Annotated in this window: 29 protein-coding genes, 1 tRNA gene, 1 rRNA gene, 5 pseudogenes and 2 other annotated features; of the genes and pseudogenes, 14 read left to right on the top strand and 22 right to left on the bottom strand. The window is 50.4% G+C overall.

Features of this window, described 5'->3' with window-relative positions; all coding sequences use genetic code 11:
• The first annotated feature begins 45 nt into the window (after positions 1-45).
• On the top strand, positions 46-402 hold the full coding sequence (locus JVX88_RS44350; protein ID WP_263975224.1) for a hypothetical protein: 357 nt from the start codon (positions 46-48) through the stop codon (positions 400-402).
• On the opposite strand, the pseudogene JVX88_RS44345 reads toward JVX88_RS44350, so the two are convergent.
• Positions 364-699: pseudogene (locus tag JVX88_RS44345) on the bottom strand (substrate-binding domain-containing protein); the annotation flags it as partial. The gene JVX88_RS44350 and the pseudogene JVX88_RS44345 overlap by 39 nt on opposite strands.
• Positions 700-1,036: 337 nt before the next feature.
• Between JVX88_RS44345 and JVX88_RS23785 the strand changes: the two are divergent.
• The gene (locus tag JVX88_RS23785; protein ID WP_211620837.1) at positions 1,037-2,059 is read left to right on the top strand and encodes a sulfate/molybdate ABC transporter ATP-binding protein; all 1,023 of its coding nucleotides are present in this window, start codon (positions 1,037-1,039) and stop codon (positions 2,057-2,059) included.
• Positions 2,060-2,137: 78 nt separating this feature from the next.
• Here the strand turns inward: JVX88_RS23785 and JVX88_RS23780 are convergent, their stop codons facing one another.
• Together JVX88_RS23780 and JVX88_RS23775 are read right to left on the bottom strand one after the other, a co-directional pair.
• A complete protein-coding gene (locus JVX88_RS23780) occupies positions 2,138-3,346 on the bottom strand; it encodes a hypothetical protein (RefSeq protein ID WP_211620835.1) in 1,209 nt (402 codons plus the stop codon).
• Between the two features lie 277 nt (positions 3,347-3,623).
• Positions 3,624-4,214 carry a hypothetical protein gene (locus JVX88_RS23775; protein WP_211620833.1) on the bottom strand — a complete coding sequence of 197 codons (591 nt, stop codon included), beginning with the start codon at positions 4,212-4,214 and terminating at the stop codon, positions 3,624-3,626.
• Between the two features lie 172 nt (positions 4,215-4,386).
• Here JVX88_RS23775 and JVX88_RS23770 point away from each other — a divergent pair, with 172 nt between their 5' ends.
• Complete coding sequence (locus tag JVX88_RS23770) at positions 4,387-5,028, top strand: Uma2 family endonuclease (RefSeq protein ID WP_211620831.1); 642 nt, start codon at positions 4,387-4,389, stop codon at positions 5,026-5,028.
• Positions 5,029-5,039: 11 nt separating this feature from the next.
• Here JVX88_RS23770 and JVX88_RS23765 read toward each other — a convergent pair whose 3' ends face one another.
• The 4 genes from JVX88_RS23765 to JVX88_RS23750 all read right to left on the bottom strand — a co-directional run bounded on the left by JVX88_RS23765 (position 5,040) and on the right by JVX88_RS23750 (position 8,341).
• Positions 5,040-6,302, bottom strand: coding sequence for a S8 family serine peptidase (locus tag JVX88_RS23765; RefSeq protein WP_225931154.1), 1,263 nt, complete (start codon positions 6,300-6,302; stop codon positions 5,040-5,042).
• A gap of 690 nt (positions 6,303-6,992) precedes the next feature.
• Positions 6,993-7,160 (bottom strand): hypothetical protein, encoded by a 168-nt coding sequence (locus tag JVX88_RS23760; RefSeq protein WP_211620829.1) that lies wholly within the window; start codon positions 7,158-7,160, stop codon positions 6,993-6,995.
• A 182-nt stretch (positions 7,161-7,342) separates the two neighbouring features.
• Positions 7,343-7,738 (bottom strand): hypothetical protein, encoded by a 396-nt coding sequence (locus tag JVX88_RS23755; RefSeq protein WP_211620827.1) that lies wholly within the window; start codon positions 7,736-7,738, stop codon positions 7,343-7,345.
• Positions 7,739-7,780: 42 nt separating this feature from the next.
• Positions 7,781-8,341 carry a hypothetical protein gene (locus JVX88_RS23750; RefSeq protein ID WP_211620825.1) on the bottom strand — a complete coding sequence of 187 codons (561 nt, stop codon included), beginning with the start codon at positions 8,339-8,341 and terminating at the stop codon, positions 7,781-7,783.
• Positions 8,342-8,393: 52 nt separating this feature from the next.
• Positions 8,394-8,731: a sequence feature (23S ribosomal RNA rRNA prediction is too short), on the top strand.
• Between the two features lie 9 nt (positions 8,732-8,740).
• Positions 8,741-9,595, top strand: a sequence feature (23S ribosomal RNA rRNA prediction is too short).
• Positions 9,596-9,839: 244 nt separating this feature from the next.
• Here JVX88_RS23750 and rrf point away from each other — a divergent pair.
• Both rrf and JVX88_RS23740 read left to right on the top strand, forming a co-directional pair.
• A 5S ribosomal RNA gene (rrf, locus tag JVX88_RS23745) occupies positions 9,840-9,954 on the top strand.
• A gap of 108 nt (positions 9,955-10,062) precedes the next feature.
• A tRNA-Met gene (locus JVX88_RS23740) sits at positions 10,063-10,139 on the top strand.
• On the opposite strand, the gene JVX88_RS23735 is transcribed toward JVX88_RS23740, so the two are convergent.
• From JVX88_RS23735 to tuf, 3 genes are all read right to left on the bottom strand, one after another.
• Positions 10,118-10,537, bottom strand: coding sequence for a large ribosomal subunit protein uL3 (locus JVX88_RS23735; protein ID WP_211620823.1), 420 nt, complete (start codon positions 10,535-10,537; stop codon positions 10,118-10,120). The two genes, JVX88_RS23740 and JVX88_RS23735, sit on opposite strands and share 22 nt — an antisense overlap.
• A 92-nt stretch (positions 10,538-10,629) precedes the next feature.
• The gene (gene rpsJ / locus JVX88_RS23730) at positions 10,630-10,950 is read right to left on the bottom strand and encodes a 30S ribosomal protein S10 (RefSeq protein ID WP_211620820.1); all 321 of its coding nucleotides are present in this window, start codon (positions 10,948-10,950) and stop codon (positions 10,630-10,632) included.
• 83 nt (positions 10,951-11,033) lie between these two features.
• On the bottom strand, positions 11,034-12,221 hold the full coding sequence (gene tuf / locus JVX88_RS23725) for an elongation factor Tu (protein ID WP_211620817.1): 1,188 nt from the start codon (positions 12,219-12,221) through the stop codon (positions 11,034-11,036).
• On the opposite strand from tuf, the gene JVX88_RS23720 reads away from it, so the two are divergent.
• The 3 genes and pseudogenes from JVX88_RS23720 to JVX88_RS44340 all read left to right on the top strand — a co-directional run.
• Entirely contained in the window at positions 12,214-12,789 is a 576-nt protein-coding gene (locus tag JVX88_RS23720; protein WP_211620814.1) for a fibronectin type III domain-containing protein, read from the top strand. The two genes, tuf and JVX88_RS23720, sit on opposite strands and share 8 nt — an antisense overlap.
• Positions 12,790-12,807: 18 nt before the next feature.
• Positions 12,808-13,749 carry a cation diffusion facilitator family transporter gene (locus JVX88_RS23715; RefSeq protein WP_211620811.1) on the top strand — a complete coding sequence of 314 codons (942 nt, stop codon included), beginning with the start codon at positions 12,808-12,810 and terminating at the stop codon, positions 13,747-13,749.
• A 41-nt stretch (positions 13,750-13,790) separates the two neighbouring features.
• Positions 13,791-14,132 (top strand): annotated as a pseudogene (locus tag JVX88_RS44340) (lactate racemase domain-containing protein); the annotation flags it as partial.
• Here JVX88_RS44340 and JVX88_RS23710 read toward each other — a convergent pair.
• Positions 14,072-14,983: a TonB-dependent receptor plug domain-containing protein gene (locus JVX88_RS23710; RefSeq protein ID WP_410503798.1), complete on the bottom strand. Its 912-nt coding sequence runs from the start codon at positions 14,981-14,983 to the stop codon at positions 14,072-14,074. The pseudogene JVX88_RS44340 and the gene JVX88_RS23710 overlap by 61 nt on opposite strands.
• 139 nt (positions 14,984-15,122) lie before the next feature.
• Complete coding sequence (locus tag JVX88_RS23705; RefSeq protein WP_211620805.1) at positions 15,123-16,127, bottom strand: AraC family transcriptional regulator; 1,005 nt, start codon at positions 16,125-16,127, stop codon at positions 15,123-15,125.
• 51 nt (positions 16,128-16,178) lie between these two features.
• Between JVX88_RS23705 and JVX88_RS23700 the strand changes: the two genes are divergently transcribed.
• The 4 genes from JVX88_RS23700 (at position 16,179) to JVX88_RS23685 (ending at position 18,247) form a co-directional block, all read left to right on the top strand.
• Positions 16,179-16,700 carry an ROK family protein gene (locus JVX88_RS23700; protein WP_211620802.1) on the top strand — a complete coding sequence of 174 codons (522 nt, stop codon included), beginning with the start codon at positions 16,179-16,181 and terminating at the stop codon, positions 16,698-16,700.
• A gap of 42 nt (positions 16,701-16,742) precedes the next feature.
• A complete protein-coding gene (locus tag JVX88_RS23695; RefSeq protein WP_211620799.1) occupies positions 16,743-17,150 on the top strand; it encodes a hypothetical protein in 408 nt (135 codons plus the stop codon).
• A 111-nt stretch (positions 17,151-17,261) separates the two neighbouring features.
• On the top strand, positions 17,262-17,744 hold the full coding sequence (gene rimP, locus JVX88_RS23690; RefSeq protein WP_211620796.1) for a ribosome maturation factor RimP: 483 nt from the start codon (positions 17,262-17,264) through the stop codon (positions 17,742-17,744).
• A 41-nt stretch (positions 17,745-17,785) separates the two neighbouring features.
• On the top strand, positions 17,786-18,247 hold the full coding sequence (locus JVX88_RS23685) for a NusA N-terminal domain-containing protein (RefSeq protein WP_211620795.1): 462 nt from the start codon (positions 17,786-17,788) through the stop codon (positions 18,245-18,247).
• A 383-nt stretch (positions 18,248-18,630) separates the two neighbouring features.
• Here the strand turns inward: JVX88_RS23685 and purC are convergent, their stop codons facing one another.
• The gene (purC, locus tag JVX88_RS23680) at positions 18,631-19,365 is read right to left on the bottom strand and encodes a phosphoribosylaminoimidazolesuccinocarboxamide synthase (protein WP_211620792.1); all 735 of its coding nucleotides are present in this window, start codon (positions 19,363-19,365) and stop codon (positions 18,631-18,633) included.
• Positions 19,366-19,756: 391 nt separating this feature from the next.
• Here purC and JVX88_RS23675 point away from each other — a divergent pair, with 391 nt between their 5' ends.
• Positions 19,757-19,999, top strand: coding sequence for a hypothetical protein (locus JVX88_RS23675; RefSeq protein WP_211620789.1), 243 nt, complete (start codon positions 19,757-19,759; stop codon positions 19,997-19,999).
• Positions 20,000-20,052: 53 nt separating this feature from the next.
• On the opposite strand, the gene JVX88_RS23670 is transcribed toward JVX88_RS23675, so the two are convergent.
• Positions 20,053-20,199: a hypothetical protein gene (locus JVX88_RS23670; protein ID WP_211620786.1), complete on the bottom strand. Its 147-nt coding sequence runs from the start codon at positions 20,197-20,199 to the stop codon at positions 20,053-20,055.
• A 2-nt stretch (positions 20,200-20,201) separates the two neighbouring features.
• Positions 20,202-21,131, bottom strand: a pseudogene (locus JVX88_RS23665) (nitrogenase component 1); the annotation flags it as partial.
• 1,081 nt (positions 21,132-22,212) lie between these two features.
• On the opposite strand from JVX88_RS23665, the gene JVX88_RS23660 reads away from it, so the two are divergent.
• Positions 22,213-22,569 carry a type II toxin-antitoxin system VapC family toxin gene (locus JVX88_RS23660; protein WP_211628828.1) on the top strand — a complete coding sequence of 119 codons (357 nt, stop codon included), beginning with the start codon at positions 22,213-22,215 and terminating at the stop codon, positions 22,567-22,569.
• Between the two features lie 211 nt (positions 22,570-22,780).
• Here JVX88_RS23660 and JVX88_RS23655 read toward each other — a convergent pair whose 3' ends face one another.
• The 7 genes and pseudogenes from JVX88_RS23655 to JVX88_RS23625 form a co-directional block, all read right to left on the bottom strand.
• Positions 22,781-23,608: an iron-siderophore ABC transporter substrate-binding protein gene (locus JVX88_RS23655; RefSeq protein WP_211620783.1), complete on the bottom strand. Its 828-nt coding sequence runs from the start codon at positions 23,606-23,608 to the stop codon at positions 22,781-22,783.
• 154 nt (positions 23,609-23,762) lie between these two features.
• A complete protein-coding gene (locus JVX88_RS44335; RefSeq protein WP_315875356.1) occupies positions 23,763-24,143 on the bottom strand; it encodes a TonB-dependent receptor domain-containing protein in 381 nt (126 codons plus the stop codon).
• 110 nt (positions 24,144-24,253) lie between these two features.
• Positions 24,254-24,769 (bottom strand): annotated as a pseudogene (locus JVX88_RS23645) (DUF4040 domain-containing protein); the annotation flags it as partial.
• Positions 24,765-25,004, bottom strand: a pseudogene (locus JVX88_RS23640) (monovalent cation/H(+) antiporter subunit G); the annotation flags it as partial. The pseudogenes JVX88_RS23640 and JVX88_RS23645, both read right to left, overlap by 5 nt.
• A 56-nt stretch (positions 25,005-25,060) precedes the next feature.
• Positions 25,061-25,327 (bottom strand): hypothetical protein, encoded by a 267-nt coding sequence (locus tag JVX88_RS23635; protein WP_036001909.1) that lies wholly within the window; start codon positions 25,325-25,327, stop codon positions 25,061-25,063.
• Positions 25,324-25,707, bottom strand: a complete 384-nt coding sequence (locus JVX88_RS23630; protein WP_036001912.1) for a Na+/H+ antiporter subunit E — start codon at positions 25,705-25,707, stop codon at positions 25,324-25,326. The genes JVX88_RS23635 and JVX88_RS23630 overlap by 4 nt, the downstream gene beginning before the upstream one ends.
• On the bottom strand, positions 25,704-26,180 hold the full coding sequence (locus tag JVX88_RS23625; RefSeq protein WP_263975222.1) for a hypothetical protein: 477 nt from the start codon (positions 26,178-26,180) through the stop codon (positions 25,704-25,706). The genes JVX88_RS23630 and JVX88_RS23625 overlap by 4 nt, the downstream gene beginning before the upstream one ends.
• Between the last annotated feature and the right edge of the window lie 3 nt (positions 26,181-26,183).

The following is a 26,183-nucleotide window of genomic DNA, read 5'->3' as shown; positions in this document are numbered from 1 at the left end:
AACTTGAGGTACTGTAATAAAACATTGATTGGCATTTAGGCATCTATGGACGTTCGTTCAGCATTAGAGGCAGAGAATATTCGCTTTGTGCGGGTGCTCTGGTGCGACAATGCCAATGTGATTCGGGCAAAAGCCTTCCATGTGGATTTTTTAGCCGAGCATCAAACCCAGGGCGTCAGTATTTCGATCGCGCAGCAGGCGATTCCGGTGATGTACGATGCCGTCGCTGCTGGAAGCGGTCTCGGTCCGGTAGGGGAAGCGTGGCTGGTACCCGATTGGGCAACGCTGAATTCGCTGCCCTATGCCCCCGGTCATGCGCTTGTGCACAATCGAGTTATTGGGCGCTTCGTTTTCCCAGCCCGCATCGATCAGCCCTGCCTTCTCGATTTTCTTGGTATCTAGAGCTAACGCCAGCGCTACCACATCGGCTTCTAGGCCATCGATGACAGCGCGAGTTTGGGAGCCAGAACCGCCGTAGCTCTGGTCAAACACCACTTCTTGATTGTGATCGGCTTTCCACTTGGCGGCAAACTTGGGAATGATCTGCTCGTAGGCGGCTTGGGTGACGGCGTAGGAGACGAGGGTTAAGTTGACCGTGCCGCCTTGAGCCGGAGAGGCGCTGTCACTCGTAGCCGTGGAGTTGGGCGCAGAATTGCAGGCGGCCAGTGTGAGACATAAGCCAACCCCGACTAAAAACATCGAAACAAACCCACGGAACGAACGCAGGCGCAAGCGGCCCCATCTAAAGCTACTCATGTAGTCCTCTCCAAATACAAATCAATTCTGTTGAATAGAACACAACCTAACCTCGGCAAATCAGTCAAGATACCGGAGTTATTAAAGTTACTCTACCGTAATCTGGTAAAAAATCAACAGTAATCCGATAAACTTACTAGAGATTAAAACTTCGGTAAATCGATCAAGTTGCCGGATTATTTAGGTTAAATTTAGCTCAAGTTGTGATAAAACACCAGTATCTCGATTAGTTTTTTGGGGTTTTCGATCCCCCTTCGTTTAGTCGTAAAAGGTTTATCCTATGGGCATTTTGGTAGACAACGTATCCAAACAGTTTGGTGATTTCAAAGCCGTGGACCAGGTCAGCATCGAGGTCAAGACTGGCTCGCTGGTTGCCCTACTTGGCCCCTCTGGTTCCGGCAAATCCACCCTGCTGCGCTTGATTGCGGGTCTAGAATCTCCCGACAGTGGACGAATTTTTGTCACCGGACGCGATGCTACCTACGAGAGTGTACAAAAGCGAGGCATTGGCTTTGTGTTTCAGCACTACGCCTTGTTCAAGCACCTAACAGTCCGGCAAAACATTGCCTTTGGCCTAGAGATTGCCAAACAGTCAAAAGCCCGCATCCAGAACCGAGTGGATGAACTGCTGGACCTGATTCAGCTCCAATCCTTGGGCGAGCGCTATCCATCCCAGTTGTCGGGTGGGCAACGGCAGCGGGTGGCCTTGGCGCGGGCACTTGCTTTGGAACCAAAAGTGCTGCTGCTGGATGAGCCATTCGGTGCCCTCGATGCTAAAGTCCGTAAAGATCTGCGAGCCTGGTTGCGCAATTTGCATGACACCGTCCATGTCACTACCGTGTTTGTGACCCACGACCAAGAGGAGGCCATGGAAGTCTCGGATGAGATTGTGGTGATGAACCACGGCAGGGTAGAGCAGGTTGGTACCCCCGCAGACCTGTACGACAATCCGGCTAGCCCGTTTGTGATGAGCTTTATTGGTCCGGTGAATGTATTGCCCAGCACCGCACCGCTGTTTCGTCAGGTTGGCGATTGGAATTCAGCTCCAGATTCGGCTCCGGTGTTTCTGCGGCCTCATGATGTGATCATCGAACTCAGTCCAGACCAAACAACGGTACCAGCCACGGTATTGCGAGTCATTCACCTCGGCTGGGAAATTCAAGTTGAATTGGGGCTAGAAGATGGGCAATCGTTTACAGCCTATCTATCACGGGAGGTCTTCAAACAGCTGAATCTGCGGTTGGGTCAGCAGGTCTATGTGAAGCCGAAAGAGGCCAAGTCCTTTGCCGTGCAGACGGCTTAGCCAAGCACGTAATATAAAACGCCGCTACCCATCAAAATGACGGCAATGCTGAATACAATGACCCAACGTTCGGTAATTTCATCGCTGTGTTCGCGAATTTCCCGCCGGATCGCCAGATAGTGCTGCGTGGACAAAAATACGGTAACTAATCCCACAACGGCAAAAATAATCCCGAGTTGCCAAGTCCTGCCTGGATTGGGTGCTAGCGGTGGCCGTGCGGTGTGCAGTCGTCCCAAGATTCTTTAGCTCCTGAATCACGGCTTGAAACACCGGCAGTGCCACCGGATCAAGCACAGATTGCAGGACACCATTTTGGCTCCAGATCACTCGCCCATGCTGGGCATAGCACTCAAAATACAAGCGCCCAATCCCACCAAGCAACACGCGCGCCAGCAGTTCCTGCACCAGTTCCTGAGGGGGTAAGGTCGTTAGTGTCTCAATTGGGCTGGTGATGTGCTTGGTCTGGAGCTGGAGCATTGCTAGAGGCTTAACGGGTGCTGTGGCTGCTGGTTGGGCCTCTGGTGACGGGGCTGGAGCAGGCGAGTTCAACAGCGGATGAGCATCTGGCTGGGCCAGTTCGCATGGCTGGGATGGTTCAGGATTAACTACTGGCTCAGTGACTTCAGCTTGTTCCGGTGGAACCTGTTCTGCCGAAACGACTGGTGAAACCGCCGCCTCGGAACTAACTGAAGGCTGGGTTGCAGGTTGAGCTGACCGATTCTCAGCTGTTTGTTCCGTTAGATTTCCTGCTGCTGCAGTGGGGCTAGGTGACGCTGTAATGGGACGCGCCGTTACCTCAGCTCCGTCCATCTCGCTATACAGGTCATCTGGGCTATCTACGACTAGCGTCAGGCGTTCGTTGGGATTGCTGGCTCGGTCACCTTTGCGAGTAGTGTGGCGGTAATGGCCGTAGTTGAAGGCTTCGCGGCTAGTTTGCTGACTGCCAACATGGTTGAGATAGGCCGTTAACGCCACTCGCAGAGCTTCAGAAGAAACGGCATGGCAAGTTAGGGAATAGTTCAAGTAGGAAACAATGCGGCGCACATAGTCACTGGCAGCCATATCATCGGGGCTGACCATGCCTAGATGTAGCTGATTGCCCTCTAGAAACAGGGGTAAAACTTGATAGTACAGACAGGCTTCAAACGGTAAAACGCCGTCAATCAAGACAAACATTTGATCGACATTCAAACGGGTCGCCCAGTCGTCTTGAAACTGGGAGAGAATGCGTTGATGAACCGAGTGCCTGAGATTCGACGCCCGTTGGTTGTCTAAAGGCGACGCCATAGCTGTTACCCAACCCTTAAGTTAGAGTGCCCAACTCAGGGCTAAGAGCACTCTTCTGCCGTCTTAACCCTTCGTGTAATTTGCCTGTCCAACAAGAACACCCGATATATTAGCCATTCAGCCGGTTCATGCCGAGCCGGTCAAAATAAGGCTGCTCATGCCTAACTCATGCCTGATGGTTGTGATAGCTGCTGTGATAATGATTACTACAGAATGGTTACTGCAAATGGTTCCTACAGACTTTTACGGTCCGTAACTCCAGCCTTTAGTCAAAAATTTAGTATATATTGCGCAATTTCTGAGCCGCTAGATAGATCTTACTCCATTCACCTGTGACCTGATTCACTTTCAAATTCAGCTCTTTAGCAATGGTATCCAGGCCACATTTGGCTTTTAACCGTTCAATGATTTCCCTCTGCACTGGTGTGAGACCATCCCAAAGCGTTTGCCATTGTTCTGGGGTGAGTCCCAGATTGTGCTCGGCCAAGGATGTACCGAGCCATGTGCCGACTAGCTCTGACTGATGCTTAAACCCAAACACGCGAATCGCATGGTAGCTAATTTTCTCTCGTAGCCGATAAACCTGATTTACCGTTAGGTTCAGCGTTTGAGCAATCACCTCTTGGGATTGGCCTTGCAGATGAAGTTTGAGCCACTCGGCAGCAGCAGGTTCTACCTCTTGTTCCAAATAAGTCAGGAATTCTTGCAGCACTTTGGAGCGCATTGCCTGCTGTTCTTCCCAGGCTTGGGATTCCTGGTACTGAGAAATTGCCTGAGCGTCTAGCAAACTGACCGGGTTATCGGCATCATCGGGCGTAATTTCTTCAGACACCAGGCGAATCAGCTCTCCGGTTGGCACTTGAGTCATGCCTCCTCGCTGAGACCGCCGCAGATAGTTGACAAAGCGATACACCAGCAGCGGCTGACTGCGAATCAGGAAAGATGATTGTGCTGCACCTATCTACGCGAACGCACTCTATGATTGAATTGGGTTAGATTACTTCAAGGTCTGCTGCTTTCTGAATCTTACTATGGTACCTATGGTACAAAGCCAACCTAAGTTACTGACTAATACCTGGCTAACGGCAACTTGGGAAGAATTTCTACAGGTGACTGACAATTCGACCTATACCAAAGCCAAAGGATACTATTATGGCGGTCAAATGCGGGTGGAAATGGGAGTTGGCCCTGATCACGCTAGCAATAACGGCATTATTCATGTCATCATCACGCTCTATTGTGCGTTGAAAGGGATTCCTCTACGAGGTTTGGTCAATTGCAGCTACCGGAAGCCTGGCGTTCGAGAAGCCCAACCGGATGTGTCATATTATCTGGGTGAGCGGGCGTCGTTGGCTCCGCAGGGCAGTTCGGTCGTCAATCTTGATCAGGTACCGCCTCCCGATTTAGCAATTGAAATTGCCGATACTTCGCTGAATGATGATCTGGGTAAAAAACGCCTGCTTTATGAGGAATTAGGTGTTTCAGAATATTGGGTAGTTGATGTCGAGAAAGCTGAGATAATTGCCTTTCAAATGATCAATTGCGGCAGCAAACGCATTCAGCAATCGCAGGTGCTGCCGAATTTAGAAATTGCCGTTATCCGAGAGGCGATCGAACAACGGCAACAGATGGATGATGGTCAGCTTGTGGCTTGGCTAATGGCCAAATTTCAAGCTACTTAATGGCCCGGCAACTAGCGGCTGGTTGGAATGTAGAATGCTACGCCATCATTGCGCCAGCCCGGATCAGGCAAGCTGGCCTCAGGCGAATAGCGGAACCGCCAGGGATTTGGAGCCGAGTATTGATAGATGGGTCGTCTGTTGAAAGCGGCATTTGCATAGGCGTAGAAGGCAATCCCGTCGTTGTGCCAACCGTCGCCACCGGCATTGATCGAACGCGAATACTGGAACCGCCAAGGCGTATCGGCGGAAAAGCGATAGACCGGAATCGCATCCTCGGCCTTCTCACCAATCACCAGAAACTCTCGCCCGCTGCGCGTCCATCCATCCATCACATTCGCGGCTCTGCTATAGAAGAAGCGCCAGCGACCTGCCGGATCTTGAGCATGGTATTCGTAGAGTGAAACGACTTTCAATTGAGGCGGCGTAACCAGATCGACCGCTGCTTTGGCATCCAGTTTGCCGTAACCCCAGGTTGCATTAGGACTTGCCCCAGTAAAGCTGTCTCGCCGCGCGGTTTTAGTCAAGTAATCCAGGATTTGGGACTGGGTGAGACTGCGGTTGCGTTGCAGCATCAGGGCAATCACACCAGCCACATGGGGAGCTGCCATTGAGGTGCCGTTCATTGTGTCATACCACTTCGAGAAATTCGTGGGCATGGTGGACCACACCCCTACCCCCGGCGCAACTACATGCTGCATGCGGCTGTCAAACCCAGCCCGGTTAGAGAAGGTGGCAATTCTACCATAGAAGTCGATGGCACCTACTGAAATACCAAGATGGGTTGCATATTTAGCGGGAGCAGCGGGCGCAGCCAGCCCACTATTGCCAGCCGCACTGACAGTGATGACATTGCGACTAGCAGCATAGTTGAGGGCATTGATCAACTCAGGCGATTCGGTCCATCCTAGGCTCATGTTGATGACTTTCGCGCCGTTGTTTACCGCATAGCGAATTGCTTCGGCTAAATTGCCTGGATTCGTAAAGCGATTGCCTCGTACATCACTGATTCGAAGCGCCATGATTTTAGCGTTGGGGGCAACACCCGTTGTGCCAAATCCGTTATACTCGGCTGCAATCGTTCCAGCCACATGGGTTCCGTGCGCCTGTCCTGGATCGCGTGTACCTGGCAGCACGTTGTTGTTATTCTGGCCTGCGCCAAAGTTCCAACCAAACAGGTCATCGACGTAGCCATTGCGGTCATTGTCGATTCGATCGCCAGCAATTTCTCCAGGATTGCCTTTGCTGTTCTGGTGTAAGCGGATCAATTCTACCAAAGATAATATCGCCTTTGATGTTGATGCCTGTGATGTACTCTTCGGGAACTAGCACTGTTGTCCCTGGATAGGTGATAGCATAACTAGTGCTATTTGTTTTAACAATCTTATAGCCATTCGTCAAATTGCCCTCATAGTCAATTGGTACACAGGCAAAGCAAATTAGTAATATTAAAACTAATATCAGTTTGTTAAGTTGGCGTGCCATTATTGAAACTACCTGCTTGAAGTAATGAAATAGAAGAGCCAGTTGTTTTGAAAATACATCATTGTATTAGATGAATTATCTAAAAGAATGAAGTATCTCAACATTGCTTTATTGTTACTGAGATACTTCATTCTACTTCGTTGCTCTTGCAACACTGAATGAGGACAGTCACTACTCAAAGTGACATATTCATCACTCTAGCTAGTAATTATACGTGGGACTCGTCCAGCCAGCCTCAATGATTGTCCATGATGCTGTCAGTGGATATGGTGTAGGATTGCTAGGAAGCTCTTGATCACCAGGAATTAAATTCAGTTCATCCAAAGCGTCTTTAAAGCTATCGTTAACTGAATATCGTAGCTCCAAAGTATAGGGATAAGAGACATAGCTAGGATGGGAGGCATACCTTCCAATATGGGGATTGTTTTTATCAATTGTGGCAGTATACTCTAACCTCAACGTACTTTTTCCCATTGAGAAAATCACAAATTCAGCTCAGCTCGAATCTCCTCATAGGGTTTTGGCGTACTGGGGTCACTGGGCAACTGTGCCCGCCACAGCGCATCGAGGAAGTTGGGTGTCGGAGTCGTGGCCGTATCCGCAGCCAAAGCAGGTTTAAGTGCCGCATAAGTGCGCCCAATACCTTGCAACAGGTTAACCTCTCGCCACAGTTGTCTGGCTGCATCCAAAAGTCGGGTTGTATTTGGTGTAAATCTCTCTATTCATTGGAAAAGGCAGCCACGTCATATTTACTGGGTTTTACGACATGAGTGACTGCCTACATCTATTGTCTGAGTACAACAATCTGAGTTAGCACTTCTGTAAGCACATTCTACAGCAATGGCTGTGATGCATTCTCGATGTCATTCTGACACCTTGCTTTGATTTCGTCTGGTAATTCTTCTAGTGTCAAAACTTGTATCTTTCCTTCATGCATGATGTCACTAACTACCTCATACTCTGAACTGAGCTCATTGTGCAGTTGTGCCCAAAGCCTTAGTCTCTCTCGGCCCCAAATTTCTCGTGCCTCTTGGCTGGGAAAGCTGGAGTTATACGGATAGTCGTCCTGATAAGTGCTGTCGTAAACCTCCTGCCACTTGAGCAGGCGTTGAAGGGTTTCTTGACTAATGGGAAGTTGAGCAGGATCAAAGTCTCCAACCCTAACACCGTCGGCATACCATGTAGGCCAACTACTATAATTCGCCTTCAATTTGAATCTCAAAACCATCGTTACCTCTCCTAGTTGATTTGCTCAAGAGAATTACTGCTACTAGAAACTGACAGGATTAGCCCCAACAATAAATCCATTGTCTCCTACAGTCACAGCTATACGCCTCACCCCAAGCCCTGGAATTCCCAGTGCTTCTCCTAGATTCACTTCATAGATGCGGCGACCTACTTTCTTTCCCTGAGATCCAACATCTGTTCCCTTAGTCACAGCCGCTACTACGGCATCTACAATCCTGTCTTCAGGTATTCCTTGATTAGTAAAGTCTGTAGCATGTGCAGCTAGAATGTGTACCAACCCAGCACCATTATCTTCAGGATTACCATCAATATCAAATGTTCGAGTATTGCTTCCTATTTCCAAAAAGATAGGACCTTCTATTTCAACAAGACTGTCGGGATTGAATGGATCTGCTCCCCTAGGAAGGACTTTGATGGTGGGTTCTGATGGAGTTATGGTTGGATCTGGTGTATGAGAAAAAGGAGAAAAAAGGCGTATCCTGCTGAATAAGCCGCGCCCGCCAGAAGTGACGGCCCTGAGACGCTGTATCCCCTTATCGGATTGGGGGTGCGGTTGGAGGGGTCCGGGAAACAGCTCTGGCATATGGACCGTACCCGAAACCGACACAGGTGGACTGGTTGAGCATACCAAGGCGCTTGAGGGAACCATGCTGAAGGAACTAGGCAAATTGCCCGCGTAACTTCGGGATAAGCGGGACCTGTTCCTGGGCAACCAGGGATGGGTGGCACAGACCAGGGGGTGGCGACTGTTTAGTAAAAACACAGGGCTCTGCGAAGTCGCGAGACGACGTATAGGGTCTGACGCCTGCCCGGTGCCGGAAGGTCAAGGGGAGGAGTGCGAGCTCCGAACCGAAGCCCCGGTAAACGGCGGCCGTAACTATAACGGTCCTAAGGTAGCGAAATTCCTTGTCGGGTAAGTTCCGACCTGCACGAATGGCGTAACGACCTCCCCACTGTCTCCAGCATGGGCTCAGCGAAATTGAATTCCCCGTGAAGATGCGGGGTACCCGCAGTTAGACGGAAAGACCCTATGAACCTTTACTGCAACTTCGCAGTGGCGCCAGGAAGGGGCTGTGTAGGATAGGTGGGAGGCTTTGAAGCCGGGGCGCCAGCCTTGGTGGAGCCAGCCTTGAAATACCACCCTGCGCCTTTCTGGCGTCTAACCGCATCCCGTCATCCGGGATCGGGACCCTGCGTGGTGGGCAGTTTGACTGGGGCGGTCGCCTCCCAAATGGTAACGGAGGCGCGCGATGGTGGGCTCAGGCCGGTCGGACATCGGCTGTTGAGTGCAAAGGCACAAGCCCGCCTGACTGCGAGCGCGACAGCGCGAGCAGAGACGAAAGTCGGCCTTAGTGATCCGGTGGTCCCGCGTGGAAGGGCCATCGCTCAACGGATAAAAGGTACTCTAGGGATAACAGGCTGATCTCCCCCAAGAGTCCACATCGACGGGGAGGTTTGGCACCTCGATGTCGGCTCATCGCATCCCGGGGCTGGAGCAGGTCCCAAGGGTTCGGCTGTTCGCCGATTAAAGCGGTACGTGAGCTGGGTTTAGAACGTCGTGAGACAGTTCGGTCCCTATCTGCTGTGGGTGTATGAGACTTGCGAGGAGCTTTCCCTAGTACGAGAGGACCGGGAAGGACGCACCTCTGGTGAACCGGTTGTCGCGCCAGCGGCACGGCCGGGTGGCCAAGTGCGGAACGGATAACCGCTGAAGGCATCTAAGCGGGAAACCGACCTCAAAACCAGGTCTCGCCGAGGGCCGTGGAAGACCACCACGTCAATAGGCCGCAGGTATACGAGGGGTAACCCTCTCAGCCGAGCGGTCCTAATCGCCCGATCGCGTTCGCCCACCCCATCACCAGCACCGCACCGGCCAGGGCGTCCCCAGGACACCCGGCCCGCGCGCAGCACCAAGCCGTGCAACAGCTGTCAGAAGCCAGCCGTCAGAGGTCAGGGGTCAGACAAAGGCCCCCTGCCCCGCACACACACCAGATCCAGAGGTCAGCCGTCAGCGGTCAGCCGTCAGAACATCGTTCTGACCTCTGACCTCTGACACTGACCGCTCTGATCCGGCCCGGTGGTCCGGTGGTCATCGCGAGGATGACACACCCGATCCCATCCCGAACTCGGCCGTGAAACACCTCAGCGCCCATGGTACTGCATCTCAAGATGCGGGAGAGTCGGTCGCCGCCGGACCACCCAGCCGGATCAGAAACAGCAGTCAGAGGTCAGAGGTCAGAAAAAACTGGCCTCACCACACACTCAAACCCCTCTGACCACTGACCTCTGACCACTGACCCCTCCCGCGGGGTGGAGCAGCCCGGTAGCTCGTCAGGCTCATAACCTGAAGGTCACAGGTTCAAATCCTGTCCCCGCATCCATCACATCCCAATACTCCCACAAGCCCCTGGCATCCTTCGCGATGACAGGGGCTTCGTCGTTTCGCCCGGCCGCTCAGGCCGGCGCCCGCAGCGCGATCTCCAACGCTTGCTTCGGGCTCCGCCTCAAGACGGATCTCCTTCAAAACACGGGTCGGCGGTATGCCGCCGCCAGTCTTCTCAAAATGGCCAAGCATTGGCTTCTTGACCCGCTTTACACGGATCGGGGTGTCTTCAACAAGCCCAAGCTGAACTGCGTTATAGCCATCTCGCCCCGCGGCGCTCTTGGTCTGGACAACGACGCACGGACCTGCCTTGATGACCGTAACCGGTGTTACCGTTCCGTCCTCGGCAAACAACTGCGTCATTCCGACCTTTCTTCCAATGATTCCGCTGATCATATTTTTCGATCTTGGATTTCGGATTTGCGATCCTGAAGACCTTTAGGTTCGCTGGGCGAGCCAAATATACAGGACCTAAAATCAAAAATCAGTTAGTTCTTACCAAAAGCCTTTATCTCAACATCCACGCCGGCCGGAAGGTCGAGCTTCATCAAAGCATCGACAGTCTCCGATGTCGGATCGAGAATATCCATCAGGCGCTTATGTGTCCTGATCTCAAACTGCTCACGTGATTTCTTGTCAACGTGCGGCGACCTGAGAACGGTCCACTTATTCTTAACGGTCGGAAGCGGGATCGGTCCCGCGATCCTTGCACCGGTTCGCTTCGCCGTATCGACGATCTCCTGGGTCGATTGATCAAGAACGCGATGATCGTACGCCTTCAGCTTGATCCGGATCTTTTCACTCAGCATATATATTGCTCTCAGCTATTGGCTGGGCCGCGAGCAGTTAGCAGTTCGTTTATTTTGCCGACTGCCCGCTGCCTAATTTCCAACTATTCAACGATCTCCGTAACCGTGCCTGCACCGACGGTGCGGCCGCCTTCGCGGATAGCGAAGCGGAGCCCTTTTTCCATTGCGATCGGGGCGATCAGTTCGATCTCCATCTGGATGTTATCGCCCGGCATCACCATCTCAACTCCTGCCGGCAGGTTCGCCACTCCCGTAACGTCCGTCGTACGGAAGTAGAACTGCGGCCGGTAGCCCGTAAAGAACGGCGTGTGGCGTCCGCCTTCTTCTTTCGTCAGCACGTATGCCTCCGCCTTGAACTTCGTATGCGGCGTGATCGTTCCAGGCTTGGCTATCACCTGTCCGCGCTCGATCTCCTTACGCTCAACGCCTCTCAAAAGCAGCCCGACGTTGTCTCCTGCCATTCCCGAATCAAGCAGCTTCTTGAACATCTCAACGCCCGTTACCACAGAGTTCTTCGTCTCGCGGATCCCCACGATCTCCACCGGCTCGTTCACGTTGATCGTCCCTCGCTCGATACGGCCCGTCGCTACCGTGCCTCTCCCCTGAATGGTGAAGATGTCCTCAACGGGCATCAGGAACGGCTTGTCAGTCTCGCGCTCAGGCGTCGGGATATAGCTGTCCACCGCTTCCATCAGCTCATCGATCGTCTTCTCCCATTTCTCGTCCCCTTCAAGCGCCTTCAATGCCGAACCCTTGATCACAGGGATATCGTCCCCAGGGAACTCATAGCTCGACAAAAGCTCCCGGATCTCCATCTCCACAAGCTCCAAAAGCTCCGCGTCGTCCACCATGTCCACCTTGTTCATGAACACCACCATCGCCGGTACGCCTACCTGACGAGCCAGCAATATGTGCTCCCGCGTCTGCGGCATCGGCCCATCCGTCGCCGCTACCACCAGGATAGCCCCGTCCATCTGTGCCGCCCCTGTGATCATGTTCTTCACATAGTCAGCGTGCCCGGGACAATCTACGTGCGCATAATGCCGATTCGCCGTCTCATACTCAACGTGCGCCGTCGCGATCGTGATACCCCTCGCCTTCTCCTCAGGCGCATTGTCGATCGAATCAAATGCCCGCACCGTGATCTTCGGATTGTGCTTCGCCAATACCTTCGTGATCGCCGCCGTCAACGTCGTCTTACCATGATCCACGTGCCCTATCGTCCCTATATTCACGTGCGGCTTCGACCGATCAAATTTCTCTTTGCTCATCTTACCTCGGCTGACCTCCCCCGCAAGCGGTGCACAAATAACAGATTCGACTGGCTCGGGCGTTAATATCACGTTCAATTGGCAAGACGCCGGCGGCGGGCCGATCGCCTCATATTACATACAAATAACTCGGTCTCCTTCTTTCGCTGCCGATGCGATACTTGCCGACCGATCTAACCTAACGGCACGCGAATTCCGCCTTGCCGGCCTAGGGCCCGGAACATATTATTGGCGTCTGAAATCAACCGCGCGCTCCGGTCAAACGAGCGATTGGAGCGAGCCCGGCCGTTTTACCGTGGTCCGGCGACAGGCTGCAATGACGGTGGATGTAACAGATTGGAAGATCGAGAACGTAGGCGGCAATATTTACATTATCTCCGGTAAAACGCGGCCGGGACTTTTGGTGCGCGCGGTCGGCCGCGAGGTCTTCGCCGGCGGGGACGGGTCTTTCCGTATGCAGATCTCCACCCCGAAGACCGAGGTCGCCATCGAAATGAACGACGTGGACGGCAACCGTGCGGGATTTGTTCTATCGTTAAGAACATCTCGTGTGGTGCGACGGTATTGATGCCCACGATATTTTGAATTGAGCACAACACATAAAGATCATCGCCGCTCAGAAAAAAGCGTATTGAAGCTAAAGATCGCCTTGGTGATCACCTTCATTTATATGGTGGTCGAGGCGGTCGGCGGATGGCTTGCGAATTCTTTGGCTCTGATCGCGGACGCCGGTCATATGTTCACGGATGTGGCCGCACTTTCGCTTACGCTTGGTGCGATCTGGTTTGCCCGGCGACCAGCCACATCAAAGAAAACATACGGCTATTATCGGACGGAGATCTTAGCCGCATTCTTGAACGGCATCGCGCTCGCGTTGCTTTCTATCTGGATCATCTTTGAAGCATACGAACGCTGGTCCGCGCCGCCAGCCGTTAAAGGTTTTGAAATGACGCTGGTTGCGGCCGGCGGCCTGGTGGTTAATATCATCGCCGCGTCGCTGCTGCACTCGGATCACAAACATGACCTGAATCTGCGCGGTGCCTGGCTCCATGTCATGGGCGATCTGCTGGGTTCGGTCGCGGCAATAACTGCAGGGGTATTGATAATTACCTTTGGTTGGTATTGGGCGGATCCGCTGTGTAGCGTTGCGATCAGTCTTGTAATAATAATAAGCGCATGGCGGCTGATACTTGAATCGGTCAACGTGCTTCTGGAGGGTACGCCGCGTCACATAGAACTAGCAAAGGTCGAAACTGCAATACTGGACGTTGATGGAGTAGCCGGTATCCACGATCTGCATGTCTGGACGATCTCTTCCGGCATTGATGCTCTTTCGGCACACATTACGCACGACGAATCGGTCCTTCATTCAGAATTGCTTGGCGTTATCCGCGACCGGCTGCGAACAGATTTCGGCATCAGCCATCTTACGATACAAATGGAAACGCTCGACAACGAGGCCGAAGCCGTTTACATTTGCGAGACCGGCACGCGATGTTTTGAACCGGCCAAGAACCATTTGCATTAGCTCTTGGACAATTGCTATCTCACGGCTTATTTCCTGAATTTATGCAGAAGACGGCTTTCGGTTACGGACGGCAACAGTTCGAACTCGAATACAATAAAGATCGTTTTGAATTGCTGTCGCCGCCGAGATCTGCCCACCCTTTGACCGATGCGGAGATCGGAGGGAGCCTTGACAGGCCATTAGCCACAGAGCCGCTCGAAGAACTTACATCTGACGGTGGCTCTGTTCTATTTGTAGTGCCCGATGCAACCCGCCGAGCCGGTGCGGGCCAGGTCGTGAATCTACTCGTCCGGCGGCTGATCGCAAACGGAACTCCGCCGCATCAGATGGCGGCTATCTTCGCAACCGGGATACATCGCCCTGTTACCGAAAAGGAAAAAGCGGAGATACTTACACCTTTCATCGCGCAGCGCATAAAAACGCTCGACCACGATCCGCGCGACCTGATGCGAAACATCATAGTCGTTGCTCCAAATCCTCGGATTAGAAAATCCTGCCCTCGATTCCCAAAAGAACTGGAAAAAGTCACCCCACTTGCATTACGTAATATTTCATCGAGTCGAACGGCTCCCTGATCTTCAATGACTTGGCGAGGAATCACTGTAATGGAGGCTGGGATATCGCTCAAGGGAGTATCCGTCCGTGTAGCAGTGGTGGCTCTGGAAGGGTTATAGCCTTCGTCCTGCTCCCCTGCCACCACCACTTGAATGGCATCTTCATCTGAACTGATCCCTTCCGTTCCCGGAACGACACTGAGGACAAATTCTTGACCTTCCACACGCACGTCCGCCGTCGGTGGCGCATCTACCCCTGTAATAGCAACACGCACCCGATTATCCGGCAAACTCGTCACGCTCACTAACGCAATCCCCTCGATCGGATTTGCCTGCTGAAACTCCTCCTCCCCATCCGGCAACGCCAGCACTGCATTGGGAATATCAGCAATCAAAGCATTCCCCACCACCGAAGTTACCGGATCTGTTAACTGCCCTTCAGCAGTTTCTAAGACTAGCTCCAACCCGGTCTCCGTTCCATTCAACTGAATACTGATTACCTGAGTCAGCAACTGTGCCAAAGATGCCTCTTGAGCCAACCATTCTTCCACAGTTGTTGCAGCCGCATCCAGTTCGCTCAGTTGCGGAGCGGGAGGATTCGTTCTTGCCAAAGGTTCATCCTCGATCGCCTGTACCGCAATCGGTTGAGCTATTGTAGCGATCGCTCCGACTACCCCCATCAGCACACCACAGCCTATCTGATTCATATCCCTCACACCATCCAGCATTGGAAACCAGTTGCAAATGACTTTCAAATAGATATAGGCAACCATAGGATGAATCAGGCGATCGCGTCTGCTACACAACGGAATTTTCTAGTCACAGAACGGAATTCTTGAAGCTCTTTGGACTCACACCAAACTCCCGCTTAAAGGCAGCGGCAAAATGTCCGGGGTGCGTGTATCCCACTAAACAGGTGACCTCAGCAATGCTCAGTTCTGTTTCTTGTAATAACTGACGCGCTTTGGTTAACCGTTGCTGCCGGATGTAGCCAAAGACAGTGGTATTAAATACTTGACGGAAGCCCCGCTTCAAAGTGCAATCATTTAGCCCCACTGCACGAGCCAACTCCAGCAGCGAAGGGGGATTCTCTAACCGCTGAGTCACGATCGCTCTAGCTTGATGAATTCGGTCAACATCCGATCGTTTTAGGGAATAGCGCGGGCTGGATGGCTCAAACTGCAAAAAATGAGCCGATTGCAACGCAATTAATTCCAGAGCTTTTCCTTCCAGATAAACCTGTTGAATTGATCCGGTGTAGGGACAGTTGAGAATCTGCTGAAGCACCAGTTGAATATTAGGGGCGATCGATCCCAGGGGGGTATACCAATCGTCTTGCTGCCGAGCGACAATTTCCTGCAACTCAAATGGAAGCAATTCGAGTTGTTCTGAACTGAAGTACAGAGACTCAGCCGGAGACTCCAAATGTAAGTCAATTTTGACGAGCCTACCTTTGGTTTGCCATTCTTGGAAATCTGTGCAGGTTTGTTTGTCTGTCAGTTGAAGAAAACTACTTGAAGCGGTAGCGTTACCTGCATTATCCAGATTAGGATCGATGAGATTAAAGCCAAACTCCAGGGTGAGTTCCGAAGCACTCGGCAAATTCTCCTCGACCAACACATCCTGTAACCAATAATCTCGAATCAGCAGATTCAACCCATAGCGCAGGTTAATCGATCGCTTGTAGCCACGGCTGCTGGACTGGGAGGCTGGTTCAGAACCTGGGATAACGAGTTCATAACTACCCAGTGGAGCCAAGGGAAGAGAAGACCCCTCTTCCTGGGACAAATTTGGTAAGGCTTTTTCTGAGAGGATGAGGCTCATGCTAAGGTTTACAACTTAACAGGATAATTTCTCATTATCTCAGCTCAGGAGATGTTTCACAGTTGCACTCTGTCACCTGGAGGTATCGACGGAACAGCGGGCGAGCTAGGTCACGTTTGTGTCAAACCCAATGGATCAGAATGCGGTTGTGGGAGCAAAGGATGCCTTGAGCAGTATGCTTCGGCTACTGGGCTAGCAAAGGTATTTACCGATTTCGAGCAGGAGTTTCCTGATTCTGAGCTTCATGGGCGTGGAAACGTCACTCCAATTGATCTTTACGAGTATGCAGTTCGACGCGATCAACTTGCACTCGCAGTATTTGATCGAATGGGGGAGGCTCTTGGCATCGCCATTGCAGGATTCATAAATATATTCAACCCAGAGGTCATTGTCATTGGCGGCGGCCTTTCGGGAGCATGGGATATGTTTTCAGGCAGTATGCGGGAAACAATAAAGGCTAGGGCATTTCGCCGTCCTGCCGAACGTGCTAAACTTGTCCGCGCCGAACTTGGGGACGATTCTGGAATGATCGGCGCGGCTTCGCTGGTTTTTGATATGCGAAAGTCAGGATAATATCTTGGAATATTGGCTTGGGTATGGCCAGCTGAATCGAATATGGACGTATATCACAAAGTACTGACCAAGATCTATGAGGAAACCGACGGAAAAGATACCGTTGATGTTGATCTCGTCGATCTTCTCAAACGAGAGGGCTTTTTTCCTAGTCTTAACGACATCAGCAAGTTCCTGATGGATGAAAGCTGGGTAACTGAAACCAAAACAAAGCACGTCATTCGTTTGACTCATTGGGGAGCTGCCGAAGCAAAGAAATCACTGGCGGGGCTTCCGGATAAGGGACAGGAACTTGAGCGTTTCTCGAAGCGGGCAGTTACCGGAGCTAAGGAATTGCTTGTGATGCTAGAAGAATTCACCGCCAAACCTGATAAGAAAAAGTTCTCCACGCTAAAGGAAACCTATGGGAACGTTGGGGGGCTTCTTGGCAAGATCGAACAGAATCTGTGAAACTCCCTTGAGTTTAGGGGCTAAGATGTAGTATTATCCTCATTTGATTTCAGGTGTGGTCCGTGATGAGTGGGTCTCGAGCCCACTTTTTGTTTTGCAGCTCTAGATAGAATGATAGGCGTCGACGTAATGGAAAGGATCCGGGTAATTTCCCGTGAAACAGTCGAGGCAACGGGTTTCGAATTCGTTCATGCCGAGACTGCCGGGTCAAAGAAAAGGCCCGTGATCCGGATCTATATTGACAAGCCAGAAGGCATAACGCTTGACGATTGTGCCGATGCATCGAGAGCGATCGAGCAGCGGCTTGATGCAGACGACCTGATACCGTCATCTTACATATTGGAAGTGTCGTCTCCGGGAATAGAACGCGGGCTCTATCGTATCGATGACTTCAAGAAGTTCGAGGGTCATTCCGTTCGCCTAAAGACAATTGAAAAGATAAATGGAAAGGCGAGTTTTACCGGCTTGATCGGTGGGGTGGAAGGCGATTCGGTAGTCGTGTTCGACAGAGATTCGGGTCGCGTTGTCATTGATATTGGAAATATTAAACAGGCGAACCTCAAGGTCGATCTTGGGGCAAGTTTGAAAGGATAAAGTTTGCTGCTCTATGAATGGCGGCAAGATGTTGCAGGAATATGATCTCAGCAATCGGACAAAGTATCGAGGCACTGTGTAACGAACAGGGACTGGATCGCGAAATGGTGATCGAGGCGATGAAGGACGCGGTAAAAGCTGCGGCCCGTAAACAGTTCAGGTCGCAGGACAAGACCGGTGATAACATCGAAGTTGATTGGAACAATGAAGAGGGGATCATTGAGATATCCCTTCAAAAGGTCGTTGTGGATGAGGTCGAAGATCCGAACGCAGAACTTTCGCTTGTTGAGGCGCAAGAAATGGCCGGCGATGAGATAGAAGTCGGCGATATGCTCCAAATTCCGCTTCCGCAGGAAGAAATGGGCCGCATCGCAGCCCAAACGGCGAAACAGATACTTGTCCAGAAAGTTCGTGAGGCGATCCGGGAAAAGGTTTATGAGGAATACATCGATCGAAAGGCCTGCAAGTCCGATGGCTGTTCAACGGGTTGCTCAATCGATTGAGCAGCCGCAGTTTCCGGTGTCCCGATTTCTGATACCGAAGCCAGAGTAGCGTCATTGCCTTCAAAAGAGTCTGGTTTAAAATCAAGGTTGAGGCTATCTGTAGATTCTGCAGATTCTGCGTACTCCACGCTGTTGACAGTCCCAGGGTTGGGTTCCACAGAGTCAGGCGACTGTGCTTTGACTGGGTTGGCAACGCCAAGCGCCGCAGAGGCAGTTAAGGCTGCCAGCACGAAAGGAGATACTTGCATACAGTTCAAATAATTTGGCACTTCCACACACCGAACGACCAAGTAAGAACAGGTCAGAATCGAACAATCTAAAGAAAACTGGAAATTGGGAAGATGTACAAATGTAACGGAGCAATTTTACAGCATTGCTTCACCCTACGGTTGAACCGGTTGTGCCAGAACTCGGTCTAGCACCTGTCGGTAGGCGGCCTCTACATTGCCTAAATCATGACGGAATCGATCTTTGTCGAGCACCCGCTGGCTTGGATCAGAGTCTGCCTGATTCCAAAGCCGACAGGTATCTGGACTAATTTCATCGGCCAACAGCAGCCTTTGATTCGCATCAAGACCAAATTCCAGCTTGAAATCTACCAGCGTGATGCCACACTTCTGAAAAAAGCCAGTCAGCACCTGATTGATTTGCAAGGCGGTGGAGCGCAGCTGCTCGACCTGTTCTGGAGTCGCCAACTCTAGCAACCGTAGGCGATCGGGCGTTAGCAGCGGATCACCCAACGAGTCATTCTTGTAGTAAAACTCTACCAACGGCTCCTTTAGCACCGTTCCCAGAGGTATCCCTGTTTGTTGACAGAGGCTACCGGCAGCAATGTTCCTGAGCACGACTTCTAAAGGCAAAATTTTTACGGCCTGGACCTGCATTTCGTTGGGAGCTGGTCGCCCTAACCAGTGGGTGGCAATGCCTTGCGTTTCCAAAAGCTGAAACAAATGGCTTGAAATTGCGCAATTCATCTCACCTTTGCCAGCAATACTGCCGCGCTTCTGAGCATTAAATGCTGTCGCGTCGTCCTTAAAATAGGTCAACAGAACGTTTGGATCATCCGTTGTGTAGAGGATTTTAGCTTTGCCTTCGTAAACGATAGAATGGGCCGTCATTGCAGCAGGAGAAAGGAAAGTTTTAAGCGAACTTAATCATTCTACCGGGCAAGTACTCCCAAATAGTGGCCCAGTTTGTCAATAGGTTTAAATTCTCTCTGTTTTCTGGTCCAACATGTTTTATGCTTCCTGGCCACAGGACTAATCTAGGACGAAATTGGCTGGGCATTTTTCACTGCAACCTGTTTTTGGGTAAGAGGAAGGGTTTAACCTGGCCCAGGAGCATCTCCCAAGTATCCCAAAACTCCAAGGCTTGTGTAGTTACTTCACCCCTTGGGGTGTAGGCGATTTCACTCTAATGAGGTTAAGATCAGATTAAGAGCTGGTTAATCAATCGACTAATTAAGAATGGTTAAGATTTTTACTTAAATTCTGACTAAGGAGGCGGCTGATGGTCGATCGCTACAATTTTCTCTATCCCCGCAGTCATTACCGAGGTTCGGTACAGCCGGAAAATCTGGTTTTTAATGCCAACTTGCAGGAGTTTTCGCATCGGGTCAGCCTCATCTGCGGCCTGCAAACTAACGGTAAGCTTTCCCCGGAAGAGTCCTATCAGCAAATTCATGCCTTGTGGAAACAGCTCAAACGCAGCAAAAAAGAGCTGGGTATCGGCGAAAATCCGTTTCAGTCCTAGCTTGCACAGCCGCCTGCACAATCGAGGCTAGGGCAAAACGGCAGAAACACAAGCTATTTCTCTTCCATTGTCCAAACGCCCTCATCCCAGAGTGCATCGGTAGGCGGGTTGCTCAGCCAGTGTTCGCAGCGCTTTAGATGCATGTAGGCTGCCTTATCTTGATGATCAATATCTTCTAGGATCGTCGCGAAGGCACTCATTGGGTGTTGTCGCCAAATACGACCGCTTTCTTGCCCGTCAGGTTTTGGCAGTCAATCGAGCGCGAGAACCAGGCCGCCTGCGACACAAAACGAGTCTGCTCATCAATGAACGACTCATAGTCCACATCGGCACCCTGCTCGTTCAGCACCTTTTGGATGGCACGGATACAGCGAGCCGTTTCCACCAAGCCCATTGGGGTAATATTCACCAACGGCATGTTGAACTCGGTTTGCAGATAGTTTGCTGCCATCAGTCCCAGCTCTCGATAGGGCACTAGGTTAAACCAAGCGCGCGGCAGATTCTTCAGCTCATGTACCGAAGCTCCGTCTGGAATCACTGCGTTCACTTCAATGCCCAGATCGGCCATCAGCCGCTTCAGTTCAGTGCGGTCGTGGTTGTTGTGAAAGCCCAATGTCGAGATGCCGATGATATTCACCGAGGGCTTTTCGGTTTTTCCCTGGGGCAGTTCGTTTTTCTTGCGGGCTTTATCGATGTAAAACTGCACGATTTGTTGCAAGGTGCGGTCAGCGGCTTGCAGTTCATTGACACGGTAGTGGTTCACATCCGCCAGCAGCACATCACCTTTGGCTTCGAGTTGCGCCCGGTCCACAAAGTTCTGCAAATCTTCTTGCAAAATGCTGGAGGTGCAGGTGGGCGTCAGCACAATCAAGTCTGGATGCTCTTCCTGATCTTTGCGGGTAATATTTTCGACCACTTTTTCCTGAGAACCGCGAGCTAAAACATTGCGATCGACGATGCTAGCCGTGACGGGCGTGAAGTCGCGCTCTCGCTCTAGCATGGACCGCATGACGTTGAAATAGTCATCTCCCAGGGGGGCGTGCATGATGGCATGAACGTTTTTAAAAGAACTGGCGATGCGAAGCGTCCCAATATGCGCCGGTCCGGCATACATCCAGTAGGCCAATTTCATAAATTCAGATCTCCGTTATGCTGATTTGCGTTTTCCCAAGGAGGCTAAGGCATTTGTGAGACAGCTTTTGTAAAGCAACTCTAGTTCTAGTTAGGCTAAAGAGCAAGTTAGGCTAAAGACAGGCTAAAGGCTTGAATTTGAGGTTGGTAAGGCTGTTCTTGATTGTCGCAGAAAGGGGAAACTGGGAAGTAGGGAATCAGAGCATGCTAGACAAAGATAGAAAACGGCAAAAGCTTCGCTTGAGAAGCATTTCAGGCACTTTGGCAAAGCCATTTCCTTCGCCTAGCTGCAAGAAAGTTTAATCTTTTGTTGCATATCTACAAGTTCTGTTGAGGAGTTTTGGATTATGCCAAATACGTCAAGCCTGTCAGCCAACAACGGCGAGACATGAGCAAAAATTTGATTCGGCTGTGCTTTTAGCTTTTGTACTTCAATTCTTGTACTTCAATTCTTGCACTTTTAATATATACAGCTGTAAACAGTTTGATTATGACTGAATTGGCAAATCAAGTGAGATTTTAATCATTTACCTGCATAGAATCTGTATAAATGAGATGACCGGAAAGAACGAATGGAAGTTGGCGAAATATTAGTCAGGTCGTATGCTGCAATATTTGCAAAGTCATTTATGAATCTGTCGGCTTCTATTGTTTTATTGCTTGCCGAGAAATTTTATAACATTATAGATAGATGGTCTGCCCACCCTGCGGGAACAAGCATCCGACAAAGCATAACGCGGCATCCAGCTTCGAAAAAAATGAAATTGCTGCCGTTATCAACTATCCCATAGACGGGTGGTTCAGCCTGGGGCGATGTCAACATATAGGCAAGGAGCTGAGGTAATCCAGGTTGCAGAGAAACCCCACCATTTTCACCATTTCCGCTGGCATCGACGGGCCGGAAGATGCAAGTACTTCTGCTTAGTGCGATTCAACCGGTGCTTTTCTGGTTCGGTTAGCTCTGGTAATCCCGTTTGCCATTCTGAGAAAAACTGGCACTCCCGCACTGGCTGCATGTTGAACCGTTTTTCTAAGTCGTACAGGGTTAATTTCTCAGCTCGAATAGTCGTCGGCTCTCTGAGATTGCCAGAACAGCCATCGAGCAGATTGCGGCTGAGGGAAACCAGGTGGCTTTTTCATCGATTACTTTGGCTGAAATTGTTTACCTGAGTGAGCGAGGACGAATTGCAACGGAGACACTTGAGCGGTTGTTGGAAGCCGTTGATGATGAAAACGCAGTGTTAGCTGAGGTTCCTTTTAATCGTTATGTTGCTCAAGCCTTGAGCCGGGTTGAGCGATCGCAAGTTCCCGATCTACCCGGTCGCATGATTGCAGCAACAGCTTTACATCTAGGTGTTCCCGTAATTAGTCGCGATTCTCCAAAGGAGAGGCTTTGCCAACGCCAAATTCGCCTGTCTGACGTTGAAACCATTTGGTAAATTCGATCGACCCCATCGATCCTCTCCAGTGCTTCAACCATTCGATCGCTTGAAAGGTAAATATGCGATCGCGCAGTGCAAAGCCCAATCGGTTTTCAAAGGAATGGTTTGATGGCATAGAACATTGTGTTTGCCACCTTGGTAATCGGGGGACTTTCTTGAGGAAAATAGGTACAAGATCTGCGAATGAGAATGTGTTTCGGCATAGATTTTAAGGTGTATTGACAAGATATTTGTAAAGATCATTAATGACAGCGTCGGCAGCAAGAATGGTTGAACCGACCCAAGTTTCCCCTTCAACGAGGTATACCTTTCCTTGCTGAACGGCTCTAAGCGTTTGCCAAAGAGGCTTTCGTTGCAAGTCTTGCAGCTTGTTTCGATCGTCGTCCGTGAAAGTCAAAATAAAAAGAATATCACCATCAATTTCATTCAAATTTTCCTCAGATAAGTTACTGACTGCCACACCGTAAAGTCCGACAGCCTCCTGTAATTTCGGGCGTTGTAATCCAATATCATTCAGAATAGAGCCAACAAATGAGTTCTTAGCATCAACAACGATTGAACCATCGTTACTAATTCTGATTACCGATATTTGTTGATTTTGATATCGATTGTCTAAATCTACTTTTAGGGCTTGAATTCGTTGGTTATACCTTTTCCACAACTGTTGTGCTAGTTCTTTTCTATCTAATACTTCAGCGACAAAGTTGAAATGTTCGCGCCAGGATGGAGTACTTTCCCATTTTCCCAACACTGTAGGAGCGATTTGAGAAAGGTGGGGATAGATTGCTTCAGAATTGTCTTTGCCGAGAATGAGATCGGGCTTGAGTAGCAATATTCCTTCTAGATTTGGCGCTTCTTCTCTCCCCAATTTCTTGATTCCTTGTGGCTCATTTTTTAAGTAGGCTGGAAAATCAACTTGCCGAGCATTAGATGTGCTGCCGACTGGCTTAAATCCTAAAGCAAGTACATTGGCTAGAGTAAATTGAGATAGTGTAACAAGACGCTGGGGAGGGTTCGGAACACATGTTTCTCCCATCGTGTGTTGTACGAGGCGACAGTTATTCACGGGTTGGACTAAACTAGGCTGTTTGGAGCTACTTGGACTACAAGCCGTAATGACCAGGCAGGTCATAATTCCAAGGAGTATTAGATATGTGAGGCGATCTAGAAACCTGCTCATAGAAACCTACTCAAAATGTCCAAGAAATTGTTCCTTGTACCTCAAAGGGAGCACCCGGAAAAACTGAAAGAACGCTGGACGCCGTTTCATAATATTCAATATCAAAGAGATTCCTAAAATTGAGTGCAGCCCTGAATCGATCGCGTTCATAGAAAATAGCGGCATCTGTTCGTAGGTAACTAGGAAGCTGAAATGTGTTTGCCAGATCCCCTTGTCGTTCGCCCTGATAAAATAGCCCTAAACCAAACCCTAAACCTTCTAAACTACCCGCTTGAAATCTGTAAGTTGTCCACAGGTTAAAGCTATTTTCAGGAACATTATTGATGCGATTGCCAACGGGAAAATCATTGTCTTCGCTAATTCGAGCATCGGTATAGGCGTAGCCTGCGATAATATTCCAGCCTGGTAAAATTTCACCCGTGATGTTGAACTCAACACCCTGGCTTCCGAGTTAGGTTCAAAACTAGATTCAGGGAAATATCTATCTTTATGTTCTACTCGAAGAGAAGCGTGAATTTCTTTGTCCACTAACGCTTGCTGCAAGGCTTGGGAATCCGGATAGGAGACTAGCTCAAGTCGCAGATGGTGTTTACTGCAAACGGTGCGCAGATCACTTAAAAGTGGCGCAAAACTCGGCTGTTCAGAATTAGCCTGATCAGCCTGGTGCAAAGCAACCAGCGCGTCATCTGATTTTGATGCAGCTCTCCAATCTGGTATTGCTTCCTTCAGTACACCCAGCCGCATCACCAGTGACGAACGCACCGCCACCGCATACAGTGTAATTGCCAGCATGGTGCCTACCAACGCTTCGGTCAGGGCCACATCTGCCGCGCCTAAAACTGTGTAAACTAAGGCGGCCACTGCGCCTAAAATCCCGCGCAGCACCAGCGCATGATAGGGGTTGGCCTGAGTCACCAGTATGGAGGCCGTCAACGGTAACAGGGCCGTCAGCACATATACATAACTTACAGTCACAGCTACCTCCGTTACTAGCGCTAGAACAATAGGCCAACACATATCCCAGCATGGTATTCCAAAGGGCAAGGCAAATAATCGCCAGCAACAGCAGCGGCCATTCTCTAGGAATTTTCAGCAGCAAACCCACCACAATTGCAATTGAGCCAAGGGTATCGGCAACCGACAGGCTGTGCAGCTTAAATAATACCGAGCGTTTACTGAGCAGATCCGCTGTGCCCCAAGACCAAAAGACAATGCCAGTGGCAATACAAAAATAGCTCAATAGATTGATCATAGTTTCTATAGACAAGTTCTATGTGTGCTTCATAAAATCCACTAGCTTTCAATCATTCATGTGCTCGCTAAATCATTCATGCGCTTGATAATGTGAGCCAGCAGCATCAATCCAGCATTGCCGACGCTGAGGATAATCACCCCGACCACGCCAATCATCCAGTCATCCCGCAGCACCGAAATCACCAGGATTAGAATCGCTGCCTTAGATGCCACACTGGCAAAGGCTAACATTCGCTGCCAAATATCTTGATCCTTACAAACCGTGTAAATTGGAATCAGTAGGGCCAGAATCATGGCAATCAACGCCAGGTTCAGGATCATCGTCTCTTCCTCCTGCGCACATAGTGAACTTCGTACCAACCCTCTTCGTGGTATTTCACAACAATCGTTTTGGGTGTGAAGGTAATCAGAAACACATCTAAGAAGATTAATCGCGATGAGCGGGGTGCTGGCACCCGTTCCATGACGATCTCTTCTTCAAGATGGGGATTCAGGATCATATCGAATGATTCAACATAGGCTTGGGGAATCGCCACGATGATTTTCCAAAATGATTGCAGCCAATCCCTGAACCGCTCAGAACCCGGGAAGCCTCTGGGTAATATCAGAGCAATGATCACACCAATGATGATATTGGCCAAACTGAAATTGGCCGTGAGCAGAAACCAAATAGTCAATCGCAGAATCAGATGTCCGATCATGCCCACACCATCCAAAACAGTAGGATCAACATCAAGCTCATCACTCCGATTAGATGATCAAATTCTTCTAGAACGCGCGGCAATTTGACAGTGGTGCGGCGAAAGATAGCAAAATAAGCCACCCAGCCCAATCCTATAATCGCTAACGGTTTGGCAATATTTGCCAGGGTATATGCCTCGAAATACACCACATTAGCAATCAGCAACCCACCGATCAGCAAAATCACCGCTGCCCAAAAACCGGGTTTGACGCTAGCTGGCTCTTGGGACTTGTGGGGCAAAAAGATAAATTTGGCAAACGAGATGGCCGTTCCCAATGCCGCTAAATTCATCGCCATTGGCTGCCAAGGCGCTAAGCTTTTCATGGTCAGCACCTTGGCCCCAAAGCCCGACAACATTGGAAAGCCAGAAATCGAGAAACTTGCCATCACCAAGGCAATCCAGATCGGGGTGGGAATTGGCCTGTGCTGCAACTC

This window comes from Leptolyngbya sp. 7M (assembly GCF_018128485.1).
This window is presented reverse-complemented; position numbering and strand designations above follow the sequence as displayed.